The 17,549-nt window shown below is 51.0% G+C and carries 19 protein-coding genes; 17 read left to right on the top strand and 2 right to left on the bottom strand.

What is annotated here, in order from left to right:
* Nucleotides 1-126: 126 nt before the first annotated feature.
* The gene (locus tag ACSR9A_RS06660; RefSeq protein WP_473756281.1) at nt 127-993 is read right to left on the bottom strand and encodes an AraC family transcriptional regulator; all 867 of its coding nucleotides are present in this window, start codon (nt 991-993) and stop codon (nt 127-129) included.
* Nucleotides 994-1,206: 213 nt separating this feature from the next.
* Here ACSR9A_RS06660 and ACSR9A_RS06655 point away from each other — a divergent pair, with 213 nt between their 5' ends.
* From ACSR9A_RS06655 to ACSR9A_RS06640, 4 genes are all read left to right on the top strand, one after another.
* A complete protein-coding gene (locus tag ACSR9A_RS06655) occupies nt 1,207-2,379 on the top strand; it encodes a galactokinase (RefSeq protein WP_473756280.1) in 1,173 nt (390 codons plus the stop codon).
* Between the two features lie 143 nt (nt 2,380-2,522).
* A complete protein-coding gene (gene galE, locus ACSR9A_RS06650) occupies nt 2,523-3,521 on the top strand; it encodes a UDP-glucose 4-epimerase GalE (RefSeq protein WP_341279412.1) in 999 nt (332 codons plus the stop codon).
* 26 nt (nt 3,522-3,547) lie between these two features.
* Complete coding sequence (locus ACSR9A_RS06645; RefSeq protein ID WP_473756279.1) at nt 3,548-5,137, top strand: UDP-glucose--hexose-1-phosphate uridylyltransferase; 1,590 nt, start codon at nt 3,548-3,550, stop codon at nt 5,135-5,137.
* 185 nt (nt 5,138-5,322) lie between these two features.
* Nucleotides 5,323-5,796 (top strand): hypothetical protein, encoded by a 474-nt coding sequence (locus tag ACSR9A_RS06640; protein ID WP_341279410.1) that lies wholly within the window; start codon nt 5,323-5,325, stop codon nt 5,794-5,796.
* 101 nt (nt 5,797-5,897) lie between these two features.
* Here ACSR9A_RS06640 and ACSR9A_RS06635 read toward each other — a convergent pair whose 3' ends face one another.
* Nucleotides 5,898-6,125 carry a DUF1128 domain-containing protein gene (locus ACSR9A_RS06635; RefSeq protein ID WP_341279409.1) on the bottom strand — a complete coding sequence of 76 codons (228 nt, stop codon included), beginning with the start codon at nt 6,123-6,125 and terminating at the stop codon, nt 5,898-5,900.
* A gap of 216 nt (nt 6,126-6,341) precedes the next feature.
* On the opposite strand from ACSR9A_RS06635, the gene yyaC reads away from it, so the two are divergent.
* The 13 genes from yyaC (at nt 6,342) to ACSR9A_RS06570 (ending at nt 17,309) form a co-directional block, all read left to right on the top strand.
* Nucleotides 6,342-6,890, top strand: a complete 549-nt coding sequence (gene yyaC / locus ACSR9A_RS06630) for a spore protease YyaC (protein ID WP_473756278.1) — start codon at nt 6,342-6,344, stop codon at nt 6,888-6,890.
* Entirely contained in the window at nt 6,883-7,749 is an 867-nt protein-coding gene (locus ACSR9A_RS06625; protein WP_473756277.1) for an alpha/beta fold hydrolase, read from the top strand. Before yyaC ends, ACSR9A_RS06625 begins: the two co-directional genes overlap by 8 nt.
* Before the next feature lie 54 nt (nt 7,750-7,803).
* Nucleotides 7,804-8,451 carry a DUF6483 family protein gene (locus ACSR9A_RS06620; RefSeq protein ID WP_473756276.1) on the top strand — a complete coding sequence of 216 codons (648 nt, stop codon included), beginning with the start codon at nt 7,804-7,806 and terminating at the stop codon, nt 8,449-8,451.
* Nucleotides 8,452-8,453: 2 nt separating this feature from the next.
* Nucleotides 8,454-9,629 (top strand): class I SAM-dependent methyltransferase, encoded by a 1,176-nt coding sequence (locus ACSR9A_RS06615; protein WP_473756275.1) that lies wholly within the window; start codon nt 8,454-8,456, stop codon nt 9,627-9,629.
* Between the two features lie 135 nt (nt 9,630-9,764).
* On the top strand, nt 9,765-10,844 hold the full coding sequence (locus ACSR9A_RS06610) for an HD-GYP domain-containing protein (protein WP_473756274.1): 1,080 nt from the start codon (nt 9,765-9,767) through the stop codon (nt 10,842-10,844).
* Nucleotides 10,845-11,009: 165 nt separating this feature from the next.
* Nucleotides 11,010-11,366 (top strand): hypothetical protein, encoded by a 357-nt coding sequence (locus tag ACSR9A_RS06605; protein ID WP_473756273.1) that lies wholly within the window; start codon nt 11,010-11,012, stop codon nt 11,364-11,366.
* Between the two features lie 128 nt (nt 11,367-11,494).
* On the top strand, nt 11,495-12,361 hold the full coding sequence (locus tag ACSR9A_RS06600) for a YitT family protein (protein WP_341279402.1): 867 nt from the start codon (nt 11,495-11,497) through the stop codon (nt 12,359-12,361).
* A 16-nt stretch (nt 12,362-12,377) separates the two neighbouring features.
* Nucleotides 12,378-13,568 (top strand): thiamine-phosphate kinase, encoded by a 1,191-nt coding sequence (locus tag ACSR9A_RS06595; protein WP_473756272.1) that lies wholly within the window; start codon nt 12,378-12,380, stop codon nt 13,566-13,568.
* A 15-nt stretch (nt 13,569-13,583) separates the two neighbouring features.
* Nucleotides 13,584-14,081: a tRNA (adenosine(37)-N6)-threonylcarbamoyltransferase complex ATPase subunit type 1 TsaE gene (gene tsaE, locus ACSR9A_RS06590; protein WP_473756271.1), complete on the top strand. Its 498-nt coding sequence runs from the start codon at nt 13,584-13,586 to the stop codon at nt 14,079-14,081.
* The gene (gene tsaB, locus ACSR9A_RS06585; protein WP_473756270.1) at nt 14,050-15,006 is read left to right on the top strand and encodes a tRNA (adenosine(37)-N6)-threonylcarbamoyltransferase complex dimerization subunit type 1 TsaB; all 957 of its coding nucleotides are present in this window, start codon (nt 14,050-14,052) and stop codon (nt 15,004-15,006) included. Before tsaE ends, tsaB begins: the two co-directional genes overlap by 32 nt.
* The gene (rimI, locus tag ACSR9A_RS06580; RefSeq protein ID WP_473756269.1) at nt 15,003-15,500 is read left to right on the top strand and encodes a ribosomal protein S18-alanine N-acetyltransferase; all 498 of its coding nucleotides are present in this window, start codon (nt 15,003-15,005) and stop codon (nt 15,498-15,500) included. The genes tsaB and rimI overlap by 4 nt, the downstream gene beginning before the upstream one ends.
* A gap of 29 nt (nt 15,501-15,529) precedes the next feature.
* Nucleotides 15,530-16,585, top strand: coding sequence for a tRNA (adenosine(37)-N6)-threonylcarbamoyltransferase complex transferase subunit TsaD (tsaD, locus tag ACSR9A_RS06575; RefSeq protein ID WP_473756350.1), 1,056 nt, complete (start codon nt 15,530-15,532; stop codon nt 16,583-16,585).
* 583 nt (nt 16,586-17,168) lie between these two features.
* Nucleotides 17,169-17,309 carry a hypothetical protein gene (locus tag ACSR9A_RS06570; RefSeq protein ID WP_473756268.1) on the top strand — a complete coding sequence of 47 codons (141 nt, stop codon included), beginning with the start codon at nt 17,169-17,171 and terminating at the stop codon, nt 17,307-17,309.
* The last annotated feature ends 240 nt before the right edge of the window (nt 17,310-17,549 follow it).

Below are 17,549 nucleotides of genomic sequence, written 5' to 3'. Positions count from 1 at the left end.
GTGGCACAGCTCCTGTTCATTTGATTTTAAATGGCACTATTAGAAACCATTACACATCTATTCAATTGCCGTACCACTAATATGTCCCATAACAGCCTCTCTGTATTACAAGGAATGCGGCTTGCCTTATTCTTTCAGACTGCGCATCGCTTCGCGGTACGCGGTGGGGGACTGATTATAAAAACGCCGAAATTGCTTGGAAAAATATAGCGCATCCTGCAGCCCGACAGAAGCGGAAATTTGCTCAATCGTCAGCTCTCCACGCTCGCGAAGCATCTGTCTAGCCTTGTCTATTCTCAGCTTGAGCAGGAAGGTGACGGGTGTTGTTCCCGTTTTGCGTTTGAAGAAACGCGATAAATAGGCGCGATTGTAGCCAAGGGCCTCCGCCATTTGCTCAATAGAAACGGGATGGGCATATTGCGTCGATAAATAATGGATCATTTTTTGGAGCAATTGCTCCCCTTCATCATCGGCCATTAGCGCTTTGCCGCGAGCGGTATCGCTCATAACGGCGCTGTATTCAGCGAGCAGCAGCTGCAGATAGCCATTTGCTTTCAAATGTGCGGCCGCCTCATTCGAGCGGAAAATATGGAAGATATGATGAAAAAGCACGGCTGGCCGCTTGCTGCTGCCCGTATCAACGATAGGCTGTGCCACGGATAACCCTGCTGTCTCGAGCAGCCCGCTAGCCAGTGTGCCCCTAAAGGCAACCCAGCGGTAGCGCCAAGGGTTCTGAACGTCTGATTCATAGCTGACTAGCTGCTCCGGTTCGATCAGAAACGTGTGCCCTGCCCGCAGCTCGTAGCGGTTGTCACCACAAATGAAGATGCCGCTGCCTTCAAGCACGACATGCATCAAATAAAAATCATATACTTTCGGACCGAGGCGATGCGAGGGCTTCGTCTGGCTCTCCCCTGCGAACAACACGTGCAGCAGATCATTTTCGATGATCATAGGGCTTGAGGCGACTTTATAGTTCTCTGGTTTGGTCATTCATTACACCTGCCTGCAATTGGGAATAAAGACTGCTGTATTTGCGGATTTTAATAATCATAGCATGTCTTAAGATCGATATGAAAGTCACATATATCCATGTAAATAGCACTTTGCGCCATTTTAATTGCCGCTAGCCTTGCGCTATACTGAAGGGGAAGACATCGCCTTACATCAAATTACAAAAGACGATAAAAAGGGACGTGATTGCAAGTGGCAAATATTCAAGAGCTTACACAGAAATTTATCCAACAATATGGTGGAGACGCCTCCGCCATTCAAGTATTTCATGCTCCGGGCCGGGTGAATCTGATCGGCGAGCATACCGATTATAACGGCGGTTACGTTTTTCCGGCTGCTTTAACGTTTGGCACTACGCTGCTCATTCGTGCACGCGGAGACCGCAAGCTTGGGCTGGCAACGACGAATTTTCCAATAAGCCGGGAGTTCGACCTTGAAAATATCGTTTATGACGAAGCGGATGACTGGATGAACTATCCGAAAGGGATTTTCCACGAATTGCAGCAGCGCGGCGTGAGCTATACTTCCGGCTATGATCTGCTGTACCATGGCGAAATTCCGAACGGAGCTGGCCTATCCTCCTCGGCTTCCATTGAAGTGGTCACGGCTTATGCCCTGCTGACGCTTGAAAAACAGCCGATCGACAAGGTGCAAATTGCGCTGCTTTCACAAAAATCAGAAAATGAATTCAATGGCGTGCAATGCGGCATTATGGACCAATTTGCTGTGGCGAATGGCAAGAAGGATCATGCGATTTTGCTCATGTGCGACACGCTTGAATATGATCTCGTTCCGTTCCAATCGGGCAGCTACAAGCTCGTTATCGGCAACACGAACAAGCGCCGTGGATTGGTGGATTCCGCTTATAATGAGCGCCGCAGCCAATGCGAGCAGGCGGTTCAGGACTTAAAGCAGGCGTTCCCTGAGCTGACGCTGCTTGGCCAAATTAACTTGGAGCAGTTCAATGCAAACAAGCACCTGATCAAAGAAGATATCGTCCGCAATCGCGCCCAGCACGTTGTCGAAGAGATCGACCGGGTATTGCAATCGATGGAAGCTCTGAAAAAAGACGATCTCGCATTGTTCGGCCAACTGATGAATGGCTCGCATGACTCGCTGCGCGATTTGTATGAAGTAACAGGTGCGGAGCTGGACGCGATGGTAGCTGCGGCTCGCAAAGTAGACGGCGTGCTTGGCTCGCGCATGACAGGCGCAGGCTTCGGTGGCTGCACCGTATCGCTCGTTCATGAAGACAGCATTGAGAGCTTCAAGCAGCAAGTGGGCGAGGAATATACGGCGGTAACTGGACTTGTAGCGGATTTCTACGTATGCAGCATCGGCAATGGCGTGGAGCAGTTGGTTTAAGCAACGGCAACTGACTTAAGCGGTCTTATCGACTGAAACGAGTGAAACGGCTTAATTACACCCTCGAAACGGCAGTTTTTCCGCCAGAGGCCGGTGATAGCCGTTTACGCTTATATGCAAGCAAATTTGGGAGGGATAACACAATGGCAGTATTAGTAACAGGTGGAGCAGGATATATTGGTTCGCATGCCGTAGCATCACTTAAAGAGCGCGGCGAAGAAATCGTTGTGGTCGACAATTTGGAGCAGGGACATCGCGAGGCGGTAACAGGCGGAAAGCTGTACGTTGGCGATTTGCGCGATAAGGATTTTCTGGAAACGGTATTTAAGGAAAACAGCATTGATGCAGTCATTCATTTTGCTGCTAATTCGCTCGTAGGGGAAAGCATGCAAAATCCAGGCAAGTATTATCACAACAATGTATATGGCACATTATGCCTGCTTGAAAAAATGATTGAGCACAACGTGCTTAAGATTGTGTTCTCATCCACAGCAGCTACCTATGGCGAGCCGGAGAACGTGCCAATCGACGAGTACGACCGTACGCTGCCGACTAATGCCTATGGCGAAACGAAGCTGGCAATGGAAAAAATGATGAAATGGTTCGATGTCGCACATGGCTTGAAATTCGTATCTTTGCGCTATTTCAACGCAGCTGGTGCGCATGAGAGCGGAGTAATCGGCGAAGACCACAACCCTGAATCGCATCTTATTCCTATCGTGCTGCAGGCAGCGCTTGGACAGCGTCCGCATATTTCTGTGTTCGGCGAAGACTATGAGACGGAGGATGGCACTTGCATCCGCGATTATATCCATGTCAGCGATCTAGCCGATGCGCATGTGCTCGCCGTAGAACGTTTGCGTACAGGTGCGGACAGCTCGATTTACAACCTTGGCAACGGACAAGGCTTCTCCGTTAAGCAAGTGATTGACATTGCGCGCTCCGTAACCGAACGCGAGATCAAGGCTGTAATTGAGCCACGCCGTTCTGGTGACCCAGCTGTGCTGGTAGCTGCATCCGATCGTGCACGCAGTGAACTGGGCTGGAATCCGAAGCGCAACAAGCTTGAGGATATTATCCGCAGCGCATGGAACTGGCATGTGGCAAACCCGCAAGGCTACAAAGGCAAAGCACAGGAGTAGGAGCAAGAGGAAGGAGCGGTTTTCGCATGACAGACAGCCAGACAGCCGCCGCTAATGCGGCGAAGGCGCTTGTAAATATTGAAAGACTGATTGGTTTTGCTGAGCACCAGGGCTTGATTCACAAGCTGGACATTCATGCTGCCCGCAATGCGATGCTTGATTTATTCGGCTTTACAGAGCCGTATGAAGGCGAAATAGCTGAGGAGCAGTTGGATAGCGCAGTAACGATATTGGAGGATCTGCTCGATTATGGCCACAGCATTGGCCTGATTGAGGAAAATATTACGACCTATCGCGATTTGCTGGATGCTCGCATTATGGGCTTGCTCATGCCGCGTCCCTCGGAAGCAGTAGCAGCTTTCAATCGGACAGCAGAAGCAGAGGGCATTTCCGAGGCGACGGATGCTTTCTACAAGCTGAATATTGACTCCAACTACATCCGTATGGATCGCATTCGCAAAAATAAATATTGGCTGTACGATACGGATTATGGCAAACTGGAGATTACAATCAACCTGTCTAAGCCGGAAAAGGATCCTAAGGAAATTGCGCTGCTCAAGACGCTGCCGCAAGCCAAATATCCTCAGTGCCTGCTCTGTGCTGAAAATGTAGGCTACGCCGGACGCGCCGATCATCCTGCGCGGCAAAATCTGCGCGTGCTGCCGCTGACCTTGCAGGCCGAGCAATGGTATTTTCAATATTCGCCTTATGTGTATTACAACGAGCACAGCATCGTATTCAAGGGCGCGCATGAGCCGATGGCGATTTCGCATTCCTCGTTTGCGAGATTGCTCGATTTCGTCGAACAGTATTCGCATTATTTTATCGGCTCCAATGCCGATTTGCCGATAGTGGGCGGCTCAATTCTAAGCCATGACCACTTCCAAGCCGGACGTCATACGTTCCCGATGGAAGCGGCAGGGGTGGAAGCAAGCTTCGTTAATCCGGAGCTGCCAGGCGTCAAATACGGCATCGTAAGCTGGCCAATGTCCGTTGTTCGGGTCAATGGCGCTTCGAAGGCTGATGTGCTGAAGGCAGCCTGCAGCCTGCTTGATGCTTGGCGCGGGTATAGCGACGCGGATGCGGACGTTCTCGCATTTACCGCAGGTGCTTTGGATGCGGCACCGACGCCGCATAATACGATTACACCGATCGCGAGGCTGCGCGACAACGGCGAGTACGAGGTCGATCTTGTGCTTCGCAACAATCGGACGAGCGACGAGCATCCCGACGGGATTTTTCATCCCCATCAGCACCTGCATCATATCAAAAAAGAAAATATCGGCCTGATTGAAGTGATGGGTCTTGCTGTGCTGCCAGGCAGACTGGCAACGGAGCTCGGTCAAATTGCCGCCTATTTGACGGGAGCGGCGACTATGGATGCTGCCCTGCAGGAAAGCGCTCATCCGCTTCACAAGCATGCAGAGTGGATTAGAGAGCTGGTAGCGCGTTATGGAACGTCCTGCTCGGAGAGCGAAGCTCAGGCGTATGTGGAGGCACAGACGGGCGCGAAGTTCCTCGATGTGCTGAAGGATGCGGGCGTGTACAAACGCAACGATGCCGGAAAAGCAAGCTTCCAAAAGTTCCTGTTTTCCATAGGTTTGCAAACTGAATAATGTAGGCTAAACGGCGAAGCTGGCTTTTAATCCTGAGGGGGTTGAGAGCCAGCTTTTAATCTGTGAAATAATTAATTTGAAAAGTGTAAAAAATTATGGTATTTTTTATATGATAAAAAATACTATTTACGTTACTAATGCTTTATTGTGATCGTCAATATTACAAGTTAGATGGAGGAGTTTATATGCCAGAAACTATTATGCCGTTAGATGACTTTTTGCAGTTGAATTCGGATGAGCAAGTGGAAAAGCTGAAAAGATGGAAAATGGATTATACGCTTAAGGATATTCGTGAAGCTTGGGATTTCAAACATTCCGCTCAGTATTACATGCTCCTTAAGAAACTCCGCATCTATGAGCGGGTTGTAAATAAGTCGGACAAGTTCTACCCGGTTCCTGATCATTTGTCCTCACAATCGGGTGGTGGATTTGAACGTGGATGGAGAGGCCAGCCTTCTTACGCTCAGCAGGAGCTTAAGCTTCCAGCAGACCAGTTCAACTACAACTTGAACATAACGCTCAGTGGTGCTGAACTTGCTGAGAAGCTGGAGCGCCTTGCTTTCTTCCTGAAGGGCGAGCAGAAACAAGTTGCCATTTCACTGTCCCTTGAAGCTGCAGCAGCTGTAGCAGTCAAGGAATCCGAAACGACAGAAGAATAAAAACAAAGAAACCGGGGCAGCTCTAGCGAGTGCACCGGTTTTCTTGTGTTGTCGAAGGGAGTAATATAATGTATTTTAATGGTATTACTTGAAGCGCTGTATTACTTGTTCCTTAGCTTGCCTAGCTCTGTTACAAGGGCTTCTACTTCACTGATACTGAATTTCTCTTTGCCTGCAACAACCTCATACAATTCCTTAATGTCTTCGTATTGCGTAATATTGAAATGGGAAGCCTGCATAGCGGCAGCCGAAGCCATCTTTAATTTTGTTTTGATGGTATCAATCATAAATTCAATATTTTGCGGCGTTTGCTGTTCAAGATCAAGCATGGGTAAATCCTCCTTCATCATTCAGGGCATGAATGCATGCGCCTGCTGTTTCATACTAATGCCGTCATTGTAACATAATTTAAGAATGGACATCAGATAAATTGAATAGAGCCGATAAATCCGATACAATTAATAGCAGGATGGGTAATCATCATTTAGAACATGAAGGAACGTAGATAAATTGAATTAGTCAGCATAGCTTAAAGGAGCAGAAAGATGAAGCAGGCAGATCGTTGCAATCTCGAAATAGCTGAATTTCTGGCTCCGATTGCCAGCCAGTACCCGAATAGAAGCGAGGTTTCCTTCGTATGTATTGGTACAGACCGTTCAACAGGAGATTGCTTCGGGCCCCTCGTTGGCACGCTGCTGCGGGAGCAGGGCTGGGAGCATGTAATTGGCACAATGGAGCAGCCATGTGATGCTTATGCAGTAGAACAGGCAGTTCTCATGGCTGAAAATCGTGCAGTAGTCATTGCGATTGATGCTTGCCTAGGCAAGCCGCAGTCGGTTGGAACCTTTCTGGCGATGCCGGGTCCGCTCCAGCCGGGAGCAGCAACGGGCCGAAGACTGCCTCCTGTTGGACATTACAGCATTGCAGGTGTTGTGAATGCATTAAGCCACAAGCCTTACATAACGATTCAGACGACATCGCTGTATCACGTCATGCGAATGGCGGAGCAATTGGCAGCAGCGATAGCACTAGCATGGCCCGGCAGCAAACGCTTATTAAAATGGACCGAAGAGGAGCGTGTTTATTTTGGCTAATGGAGTTTCTCTGGCGAATCAAAAGCTGATGCTTGAGGAAGGCACCGAGCTTAGCTTTTACGACTCAGAAGCGTTAAAATGGCAAGCTGGAGCAGCGGGTTCAGATCCGGAGGCAGGCCATCCCGTGCTTGTATTGCTGCATGGCTACTGCGGCAGCTCGGCTTATTGGGAAGAGGTTGCACCGAAGCTGGCGCAGCAGTCGCGCTTGATTATTCCTGACCTGCGCGGTCATGGCCTATCTTCGGCTTCCGCCGATCTTGAAGCTGCTATGGAAGTGTATGCAGATGATCTTTACGCTATTCTTGTACATCAACGCATAGATAAAGTGTGCCTGCTTGGCCATTCGCTTGGCGGCTATATCGCATTGGCTTTTGCAGAGCGGTATGCGGATCGGTTGACGGCATTTGGACTCGTGCATTCTACAGCGCTTGCGGACAGCGAGGCGGCTAAAGACAATCGGGACAATACGATAAATTTAATCAAGCAGGGCAAGTTGGAGCAGGTCATTGACGGCATGTCGCAAAAGCTGTTTGCTCCGGATAATTTGGACAAGCTGCCAGACAAGGTAGCGCGTGTGAAGGCGATTGGCTATCAGACGGGTGGAACGGGAGCGATCGCTGCAGCAGCTGGAATGAAAGCAAGGCCCGATCGGACGAGTATTTTGCGTGAAGCCAAGCTTCCTGTGCTGCTGCTTGCCGGAGAAGGGGATCAAATCGTTCCACCGGAGCGGACGCTGTTATGGGATGGCCCCTCCATCACGCAAGTGCTGCTTAAAGATGCCGGCCACATGAGCATGCTGGAGCAGCCCGAAGCATGCGCAAAGGCAATCAGCAGCTTTATTGCTCCGCTAACTAAATAAGGACTAATTCAAGCGTAGGAGCGGGAATTTGCTTAGAGAAGGAGGCAAGAAGCGATGTTTCAACGGGATTATTTTATGCGCATGATTGAGCAGATGACGGAAGCGGTCGGACAAGTGATGCAGCTGAGGCGAGAGCTGAAGCAGGCGGACGCGCTTATCGTCATTGACGAGCTGCTGGATCGCAGGTTTGGGCTAAGCGGAAAGCTGATCCGTACGTTGTCAGACGAGGATTTGCTCGCGGTTATGACGAAAAACGGCGTCGTAGAAACGGACAATATTCAGGCAATCGCGATTTTGTTCAAGCAGGAGGCGGAGCTGTATGAGGATTTGGGCAAAGAAGCAGAAAGCTTCGCGCACAGTTTAAAGGCTCTGCATTTGTTTATGCGGCTTTCCCTCATCGACGCGCCGCCGACGCTTGCAAATTCGAGCGATGAGGTGGCGATTTTGCTCGGCAAGCTGTCGCCATATGAGCTGTCCTCTCGAACGAAGCGGCTGGTTGCCGAGTGGCATGAATCAGAGGGATCTTTTGCGCTCGCTGAAAATATTTGGTACGAGCTGCTTGAGGACGGCGCAGCTGACAAAGGCGAGGTCGCCGCGTTTTATATGCGGCTGCTGCCTTTTCAGGAGGACAAGCTCGCCGCTGGCGGCTTGCCGATTGAGGAAATCAGAACAGGGCTTAACAGCCTGGAGATGGAGCAATAGCAATGACAGAACAGTGGCAGCAGGATATTTGCCGCCTGACAGAAACGGGCGGGCTTTTGCAGGGAACGCTGAGCCAGCTTCGCCGCAAGGATGGAGATGCAGCGCCCAAAATCATCATACGTCCCGTCCAATTGAAAAATGGCCTTCATTATCAATTTGAAGCTCATTATGCAAATAAGGTTATACATAACAATTGGCTTCCTGAGGATGCGGGACCGAAGCTGGTCGAACTGCTCGGCGAGCAATATCGCCAGGCGCTTCTCAAAACGCAGGAAGCAGACATACAGCTGCTCCTTAGTAAAAAAGGCAAGCCGACTTTGCTTAGAAAGCCGCCAACCGCTACTTCGGCCAGCATGGAGCAGCAGCACAACCGCCAGAAGCAGCGCGTTATTGCAGAAGGGCACGCGGCTCCGTTTATGGTGGAGCTGGGCATTATGACGCCGGAAGGCAAGGTCCATGCGAAAAAGCAGGATAAGTTCCGACAGATCAACCGCTTCCTGGAAATGGTTGCCGATGTGCTGCCTCAGCTTCCGCAGGACAAGCCGCTGACCATTATTGATTTTGGTTGTGGCAAATCGTATTTGACTTTTGCTCTTTACCACCTGCTGGCGGTAGAGCAGAAGCGGGATATCCGCATTATCGGCCTCGATTTGAAGGCAGATGTCATCACTTTTTGTTCGGAGCTTGCACATACGCTCGGTTATGATAAACTGACATTTATGGTAGGAGATATTGCCGATTATGAAGGTGTGAGCGAAGCGGATATGGTTGTGACGCTTCACGCTTGTGATACGGCTACTGATGCAGCGCTTGCAAAGGCTGTCGGCTGGGGAGCAGCGGTTATTATGTCCGTGCCTTGCTGCCAGCATGAGTTGTTTAAGCAAGTGAGCAGCGACGCACTCGCCCCAATTTTATCGCAAGGACTGCTGAAAGAACGGTTTGCTGCAATTGCAACCGATGCGGCCCGCGGCACGCTGCTTGAGGTGCTGGGTTATAAAGTTCAAATGCTGGAGTTTGTTGATCCGGAGCATACGCCCAAAAATCTGCTTATTCGAGCGGTTCGCGGCGAGTCGGGCACACAGGCGAAAAAATGGGAGCAGTATGAGCAGTTTCGTAATTTTCTGCAACTAGCACCTAGTCTTGAGAAACTGCTTGCCGGACGTTTGCCCGCAAACTAGCAAGTATATTTGCCGCCAGAGGACGGCGTCAGCCGTTACACTTGTGGAATTGGTTTATTAATGCATGGATGATAGCGACCAAATTATAGATGCCGATTACTAGCGTTATCATGGTTAAAGGCGGGAAACAAGGAAATGAGAAAAGTTCAGATTGGCATGGTGCAGCCGGGGGACAGGCTTGCCAAAACTATTTTTCAGGATAACGGCAGCGTGCTGCTCGGCGCAGGCGTGGAAATGAATGACCGTTTTATTAATAGGCTTGAAAATTTGGGCTATGATTCTGTGTTTATTGAAGATAACGACACGGAGGATATCATGCCCGAGGACAGCATACGCGACGAGACGCGCAAAAAAGCGGCAGAGGCTGTTTCTGCAACGATGAATGCGTTCAAAGAGCCCGCCCTAAAAGGGCGGACGATTGCACCGGATATTGGCCGGACATTCCGCTCGGTATTCGGGTCCATTATGCAGGATCTCGCGAGCAGGCCGAATATGGCGGTCAATTTGACCAGCATTCATTCGGCGGATGCCTATTTGTTTCAGCATTCGGTGAATGTGGCGGTGCTCTCTGGCGTTATTGGCATTGCCAAGGGCTTTAATCGCAATCAATTGGAGGATTTGGGCATTGGCGCGCTGCTGTTTGATATCGGCATGACGAAGCTGCCTCAGCCGCTGCTGGCGACTAAAGGGCCCCTATCCGATAACGAGCGAAAAATTGTACAGAGCCACTCGATGGAGGGCTTTGATATTTTACGGAAGTATCATGACATTTCCCTCGTATCGGCCCACTGTGCCTTGCAGCATCATGAGCGTTATGACGGTTCGGGTTATCCACGCGGACTTAAGAATGATGATATTCATATGTTCGCTCAAATAGTCGGACTTGCCGATGTATATGACGCACTGACCTCACCGCGGCCTTATCGCAAAAGGTATACACCAACGGAAGCCATCGAATTTCTATTCGCGGCTGGCAATACATACTTTGATTTTGAGCTGATTAAGCTCTTTTGCCGCCATATTTCCATTTATCCGGTGGCGACGACGCTGCTGCTCAGCTCGGGACAGACCGCTGTCGTGACAGCGAACAATGAGCTAGCCCTGCATCGTCCGCGCGTACGCATTATTCGTGAAGCCGACGGCTCGCATACGGCTGCTCCTACTGAAATTGAGCTCAAGGACGACATGTATTTAACAATTGTCAAAGAGCTATAGGTTCAGAGCGCGAGTCTTTCTTGAAATATATGAATGAATAAGTTTCACAAGAGCTATTAAATAGCACGGATATAAATGGGTTTGCTAGGTTGGGGGCTTGACTATACGAGCATTCCTTATGCTGCATAAGCTGTTAAGGCAATAAGCGCATAAAGGAGTGGTATGATGTCTAAAAAAATGCAACCCCCGTTTTTAGGCCCTAAGGGTACAGGAAAAGTGATCAGCAAGGTAACCGGGACAAAGAGGCTTCAAAGTGGAGGCCCAACGTTTAGCCGTCTGACGGTCGTATGGGTTACGAACAATGGCGTGCCGTTTAATACGACCGGTTTTTTTGCCCGTCTGTTTAGAGGTAATAATGTCGTTGCGATTGCGGCGTTTGACCGCTTTGGTGTCGTCAGGTTTAACCAAATTCAGACGCTGACTTCCGTGTCTTACACGATTCGTTTGTACAATTCGAATGGCGTGTTGTTCCGTACAGCTTTCATTCCGGCAGGAGTACAAACATTCGCGGTTATCGGCTAACATCAGATCCTCTTGCATTTTCCGCTTATGGCAGGCGGAAAGGGCAGGAGGATTTTGCTTTCTCTTTGAATCTACTCTATCTTCATGTAATATGGGGGTAGATGTATAAAGGGGGAGCTTTGATACATATGGGTGTGCAGCATCATACTTTATCCAAGCTGGATATTATTCGCAGAATTCTATTTATTACAATTGGGGCTGCCCTAGTATCTGTAGCTTTAGAGATTTTTCTGGTGCCGAACCATATTATCGACGGCGGGATTGTAGGCATTTCTATTATCGTATCCCATTTTACGGGGCTGCCGCTCGGCTTGTTTTTGTTTGTATTGAATCTTCCTTTTCTGCTGCTAGGGTACAAGCAAATCGGGAAGACCTTTGCTTTATCGACGTTATATGGCGTTAGCGTCATGTCGCTGGGCACGTTTTTACTGCATCCGGTGCAGGCGATTACGAGCGAATATGTGCTCGCCGCTATTTTCGGCGGTGTCATATTGGGAGCTGGCGTCGGACTCGTTATCCGCTTTGGCGGCTCGCTGGATGGGACGGAAATTGTTGCGATATTGAGCAATAAGCGGCTGCCGTTTTCCGTAGGCGAGGTCGTCATGTTTTTTAATCTTTTTATATTGTGCAGCGCCGGTTTTGTATTCGGTTGGGATCGGGCAATGTACTCTCTATTTTCTTATTTCATAGCCTTCAAAATGATCGACATTACAATTGAAGGCTTCCAGGAATCGAAAGCCGTCTGGATTATTAGCGAAAGCTGGCAGGAAATTGGCGCAGCTATTATGAGCCGTCTCGGGCGCGGCGTCACTTATTTGCACGGCGAGGGCGGCTTTACGGGCGGGCAAAAACGGATTATTTTTTGCGTGATCACTCGGCTGGAGGAAGCAAAGATGAAATCGATCGTGCAGGAGCTTGATCCGTCTGCATTTCTGGCCGTCGGCAACATTCATGATGTGAAGGGCGGACGCTTTAAGAAGCGTGATATTCATTAGCAAAGGGGTTTAAGCTTTGGATGAGTTTGCAAGCATCAGCCATTGGACGGCGGGCAGGCAGCCTGTAGATTGGCAGCAGCAAAGAGGCGTGACGCTCGGTATTGGCGACGATACGGCCATCATTGCTCCTGCGGCGATGGCCGATGAGCTGGAAGGTCCATTGGAGCTGCTGATGGCCGTCGACACGATGGTGGAGACGGTGCACTTTAATGCCTATACGATGACGGATGAGGATATCGGGTATAAGGCGCTTGCCGCGAACGTAAGCGATATCGCGGCAATGGGCGGTTTGCCGCGGCATGCGCTCGTGTCTGTGAGCGTGCCAGCGGCGTATGGGCCGGAGCGGATAGCCCGGCTTTATGATGGGCTTTATGCGTGCGCCGCGAATTATGGCGTCGCGATTGTTGGCGGCGATACGACGTCTTCGCCGCAGCACTTGGTTGTTGCGGTGACGGTGACAGGAGCCGTCGAAGCTGGGCGGGCTTTGCGCCGCTCCGGGGCGAAGCCCGGAGACGCGGTTGTGCTGACCGGAGCCGTCGGTCTGTCGGCGGCGGGGCTGCATTTGCTGCTCGCGCGGAAGCAGGAGCGGCAGGGGCAAGAGCAGGCAGTGAGCGAAGCAAGGGAAGCGGCCGAAGCTGGTGATGCCAGTGAGATGAACTCTGCTGGGGATTCGCAAACAGTAAGCTCTGATGGAGCTTCCGCTAATGCAGAGCATGAAGAGGTGCGCGGAGCGGCAGTGCTTATAGCTGCGCATTGCCGCCCTGCGCCTTCCGTGCGCGCGGGACGTTTGCTGCTAGAGCGTGGCAGCTGCCATTCCCTTAATGATGTGAGCGATGGACTCGCCAGTGAAGCATGGGAAATTGCCGAAGCCTCGAAGTGCCGCCTTGTACTTAAGGAAGATTTGCTACCACGCAGCGGCAGTATGGCTGCTTATGCGGCTGATGTCGGAATTGATCCACTGGAGTGGATGCTTTATGGCGGCGAGGATTATGTGCTGCTAGGCACAATGGAAGCCGCTGATGTGCAGGCAGCCCGAGAAGCATTCCGTGCTGAAGGCTTGCCATTTTATATGGTTGGCGAGGTGAGGCAGGGGGCGCCTTCCGTGGAGCTGGAGCTGTCGTTGCCAGCCAAAGCAACGAATGTGGACAGCGGCGCTGCCAAACGTATGCCGCTTGCCAAGCGCGGCTATAATCATTTTAAGAAATGAAATTGGGTGAATAAGATGCAAACAGCGATTGGAGAAGCACAGTGGAAGGCGAGCAGCACGAAGGATACGGAAGAACTTGCGACGCTAATTGCTTCATGGGCAAAACCGGGCACGCTGCTGGCGCTTGACGGCGATCTTGGTGCTGGGAAAACGGCGTTTTCACAGTTTTTTGCCAAAGCGATTGGCGTGCAGGGCATAGTGAATAGTCCAACTTTTACGATTATCAAAGAATATGAAGGCGCAGAAATGCCCTTTTATCATATGGATGTTTATCGTGTTTCTCTTGAAGAAGCGGACGAGCTGGGGCTTGACGACTATTTTTATGGCAGCGGCGTGACGATAGTGGAATGGGCAAGCTTGATCGAAGAGCTATTGCCTGAGGAGCGCTTAGAGCTGTATTTGGAGCATACGGGCGGCGAGCATCGGTTAATTCGGCTGAAAGGCATCGGAGAAGCCTACGCAGGCTGGTGCCAGTTTTTGAATGACAGGGAAGTGGGGAAGCAAAATGGTTGAACAGGCGCAGCAGCCCATATTAGCATTTGATACCTCGACGGCTGCCCTTGCGGCGGCTGTTATTCAAGGTGATCGGATTTTAGGTGAAATTCAATCTTTTGCGGAGCGCAATCACTCCGTTTATATTATTACGCATTTAAAGCAGCTGCTTGAGGATTGCGGTGTAAGCAAGGATGCGCTTGGCGGCATTGCTGTAGGCGGTGGCCCAGGCTCTTACACGGGCATGCGAATTGCAGTAACGGCGGCTAAGACGCTTGCTTGGACCTGGGATAAGCCGTTAGTAGCGCTGTCCAGCCTTGAAGCGATTGCTTACGGGGCATGTGAGCGATTAAAACAAACGGATGCTCTGATTTCATCAGTGCCGCAGCAAATTCAGTCGGCTGATCCTAATATGAACAAGGGAGCAGTAGGGTTCATTCCTATCATGGATGCAAGGCGGGGCCAAGTATATACAGCAAGCTTCTCCTATGCATATGGCGATCAATGGGAACGTCAGTCGGCGGATGGAATCAGGCTGATGCGGGATTGGGTCGATCAGTTACTGAAGCAAGTTCAGAAGCAGGCTAACTATGTTACTAAAATTTACATCACTGGCGATCTTAAGCTTCATGAGGCGGAGGCGCAGCGGCTTGTGGAAGGCTGTGCAGAAGCGGGTGTAGAGGTCAGTCTGTTTCCTTATGAGCTGGAAGGCCGGGCGATAGCTGAGCTGGGGCGGAAACGGCTGCTTGCAGGTGATACAGATGACCTCCACACGCTTGCGCCCAACTATACGCAGCTGCATGAGGCGGAAGTTAAGCTGCAGGAGAAAGAAGCTGCCCTAAAGGCTGCAAAGGAAGCTGAATGGGCAGCCGCTCAATCGGCTTCTCTAGAGTCTGTCATAAATGCCGATGTGGATGCGGCTCGAGTAAAGGATGCGGAGCCATGATAAGAGAAATCAATCGGGATGAGATTATTTATCGGTCCATGACGTTGCAAGATATACCGTTTATTGTGGCAATTGAGCACGAGGCTTTCACGGGCCCATGGACAGCTGAAGCTTTTACCAATGAATTGACGAATAATATGTTTGCCAAATATATGGTGATGGAATACGAGAAGCAAGTTATCGGATATGCGGGCATGTGGGTGATCGTGGACGAGGCGCATGTGACGAATGTAGCGGTTCGTTCCGATCATCGCGGACAGGGACTCGGAAAGCTGCTGCTGGGCGAGCTTCAGCGGACGGCGGTATTTTTCGGTGCGAACAAAATGACGCTGGAGGTCCGGGTATCAAACGAGGTGGCGCAGCGGCTTTACCGCAGTCTGGGTTTTGAATCGTCAGGCGTTCGTCCCGGCTATTATTCAGATAATCAGGAGGATGCGCTCATTATGTGGGCGGAGCTTGATACGAGCAGCTTGGGCGTCCGGGAAGAGGGGTAGGAGCATTGAGCATACAACAACAAGAAGGAATGACGACAGCGGCAAATGAAAGCAAGTCAGGCCTCATTCTTGCCATTGAGACGAGCTGTGATGAAACATCCGTTGCCGTTATTCAGGATGGAAAGCATATATTATCGAACGTCATTTCGAGCCAAATTGAGGTGCATCAGCGCTTTGGCGGCGTTGTGCCGGAAATTGCCTCACGCAAGCATGTAGAGGTCATTACGCTGATGATTGAGCAGGCGATTGCTGAATCGGGCATGAAGCTGAAGGATTTATCCGCAATTGCGGTGACGCAGGGGCCGGGACTAGTTGGAGCACTGCTTGTTGGAATCGTAGCGGCCAAAACGCTGGCGATGGCGCTCGACCTGCCCTTAATCGGCACCCATCATATAGCGGGACATATTTACGCTAACCAGCTCGTCCATGAACTGGTATATCCGTGTATGGCGCTCGTCGTTTCTGGCGGGCACACGGAGCTTGTGCTGCTCGAAAATGAGGGCTCCTTTCGCATGATTGGTCGCACGCGCGACGATGCGGTTGGGGAAGCTTACGACAAAGTAGCCCGTTCGCTCAAGCTGCCTTATCCGGGCGGGCCGCATATCGACAGGTTGGCATCCGTTGCATCGGAAGCGCTGGCGCTGCCAAGGGCATGGCTGGAGGCGGATTCCTATGATTTCAGCTTCAGCGGCTTGAAGTCGGCGGTGCTCGCTGTTATTAATCAGACGCAGATGCGTGGGGATACGCTCAATGAAGCGGCGCTGGCACGGGGCTTTCAGGAATCGGTCATCGAGGTGCTTGTTGAAAAAGCGCTTCGCGCCGTTCGCGCCTATGGCGCCAAGCAGCTGCTGCTGTGCGGAGGCGTCGCAGCGAATCGCGGCCTGCGGGCAGCTCTGACTTCCCGCTGCGAAGCCGAAGGCGTGCCGCTGCTCATTCCGCCGCTGACGCTGTGCACGGATAATGCGGCGATGATTGGTGCCGCCGCTTTCCTGAAATGGCAGCGCGGCGAATATTCGTCACTTGATCTTAAAGCTGAGCCGAGCTTCAGCCTAGAAGGCTGGATGGCACCGCAGGCGCAGAGCTAGACTAACGGCTGCTCGAAATTTTTTTGAGCGCTGTGATTGACTTCTCATTTTTCAAGGCATATAATAGGCAACAATACTTTGAACTTCATATTCTGCAAACGCAAGGAACAGGAATAGTAGGGCCATTCCCGGAATGAACAGAGAGCTGCGGGCTAGTGCAACGCAGTCGACGGAAGCCTGAAGCTCGCCTGGGAGCGGAACAGTGGAACAGCTGGCTAACCATGGATAGCCGGATTTACTACACTGTCACGGCTAACCCCCGTAATCGGGTGCGCATCGATCAACATCCGGAGTTGATGATGTGCCTAAGGTGGGCTTTCTAATTTGCTGCAATAGCAAAGCGGAGGGTCAACAAGGGTGGTACCGCGCAGGATTGTAATAAGCCTGTCGTCTCTTGATTTATTCAAGAGGCGACAGGCTTTTCTTGTTGTTTGGAAGTTCAAAGTTGGAAGCAAGCAATGAAATGAGCAAGCAGGCAAGTTAGACATGAACCAGCATAAGAAGCTGAAATCACATACAGTAAACGCAAGGAACAGGAGTAGTAGAGCGGTAAAGCGGGATAACAGCGGGAACCTTGAACGGGATGCGGCAGGCGGATAACCAAGCTGCTGTATGGTCGATAAGGAAGCGCTGCAGAGAGCTGCGGGATGGTGCGACGCAGTCGAAGCTTACGTTCGAACTCGCCTGGGAGCGGAACGATGGAACAATCGGTGTAGGCGGCTAAGGTTAGCTGCGAGCCTGATATGCGTACATCGTTACGGAATCAGCCCCCGTCATCGGGCATCAAGCGGGTTTGGACCCGCGCGAATGCAGCAGGTATGGAATTATCCATCCAGCAGCAGCGTGAAAGGAGAAGCCGATCTGGTTTTTCTGCTCAAGGCGCACACAGGGTCCAGCCAATTAGAGTGGTACCACGGTGGGTGAAAAGCCTGTCGTCTCTTTCAATTAGAGACGGCAGGCTTTT

The organism is Paenibacillus sp. R-74696, from assembly GCF_055814915.1.
The sequence above is the reverse complement of the archived record's forward strand: the minus strand, read 5'-3'. Positions and strand labels throughout refer to the sequence as shown.

Coding starts and splice junctions, on each gene's coding strand:
- ACSR9A_RS06660 (WP_473756281.1), bottom strand. CDS start 993: ATGACCAAACCAGAGAACTATAAAGTCGCCTCAAGCCCTATGATCATC.
- galE (WP_341279412.1), top strand. CDS start 2,523: ATGGCAGTATTAGTAACAGGTGGAGCAGGATATATTGGTTCGCATGCC.
- ACSR9A_RS06645 (WP_473756279.1), top strand. CDS start 3,548: ATGACAGACAGCCAGACAGCCGCCGCTAATGCGGCGAAGGCGCTTGTA.
- ACSR9A_RS06640 (WP_341279410.1), top strand. CDS start 5,323: ATGCCAGAAACTATTATGCCGTTAGATGACTTTTTGCAGTTGAATTCG.
- ACSR9A_RS06635 (WP_341279409.1), bottom strand. CDS start 6,125: ATGCTTGATCTTGAACAGCAAACGCCGCAAAATATTGAATTTATGATT.
- yyaC (WP_473756278.1), top strand. CDS start 6,342: ATGAAGCAGGCAGATCGTTGCAATCTCGAAATAGCTGAATTTCTGGCT.
- ACSR9A_RS06620 (WP_473756276.1), top strand. CDS start 7,804: ATGTTTCAACGGGATTATTTTATGCGCATGATTGAGCAGATGACGGAA.
- ACSR9A_RS06615 (WP_473756275.1), top strand. CDS start 8,454: ATGACAGAACAGTGGCAGCAGGATATTTGCCGCCTGACAGAAACGGGC.
- ACSR9A_RS06610 (WP_473756274.1), top strand. CDS start 9,765: ATGAGAAAAGTTCAGATTGGCATGGTGCAGCCGGGGGACAGGCTTGCC.
- ACSR9A_RS06605 (WP_473756273.1), top strand. CDS start 11,010: ATGTCTAAAAAAATGCAACCCCCGTTTTTAGGCCCTAAGGGTACAGGA.
- ACSR9A_RS06600 (WP_341279402.1), top strand. CDS start 11,495: ATGGGTGTGCAGCATCATACTTTATCCAAGCTGGATATTATTCGCAGA.
- tsaE (WP_473756271.1), top strand. CDS start 13,584: ATGCAAACAGCGATTGGAGAAGCACAGTGGAAGGCGAGCAGCACGAAG.
- tsaB (WP_473756270.1), top strand. CDS start 14,050: ATGACAGGGAAGTGGGGAAGCAAAATGGTTGAACAGGCGCAGCAGCCC.
- rimI (WP_473756269.1), top strand. CDS start 15,003: ATGATAAGAGAAATCAATCGGGATGAGATTATTTATCGGTCCATGACG.
- tsaD (WP_473756350.1), top strand. CDS start 15,530: ATGACGACAGCGGCAAATGAAAGCAAGTCAGGCCTCATTCTTGCCATT.
- ACSR9A_RS06570 (WP_473756268.1), top strand. CDS start 17,169: ATGCGGCAGGCGGATAACCAAGCTGCTGTATGGTCGATAAGGAAGCGC.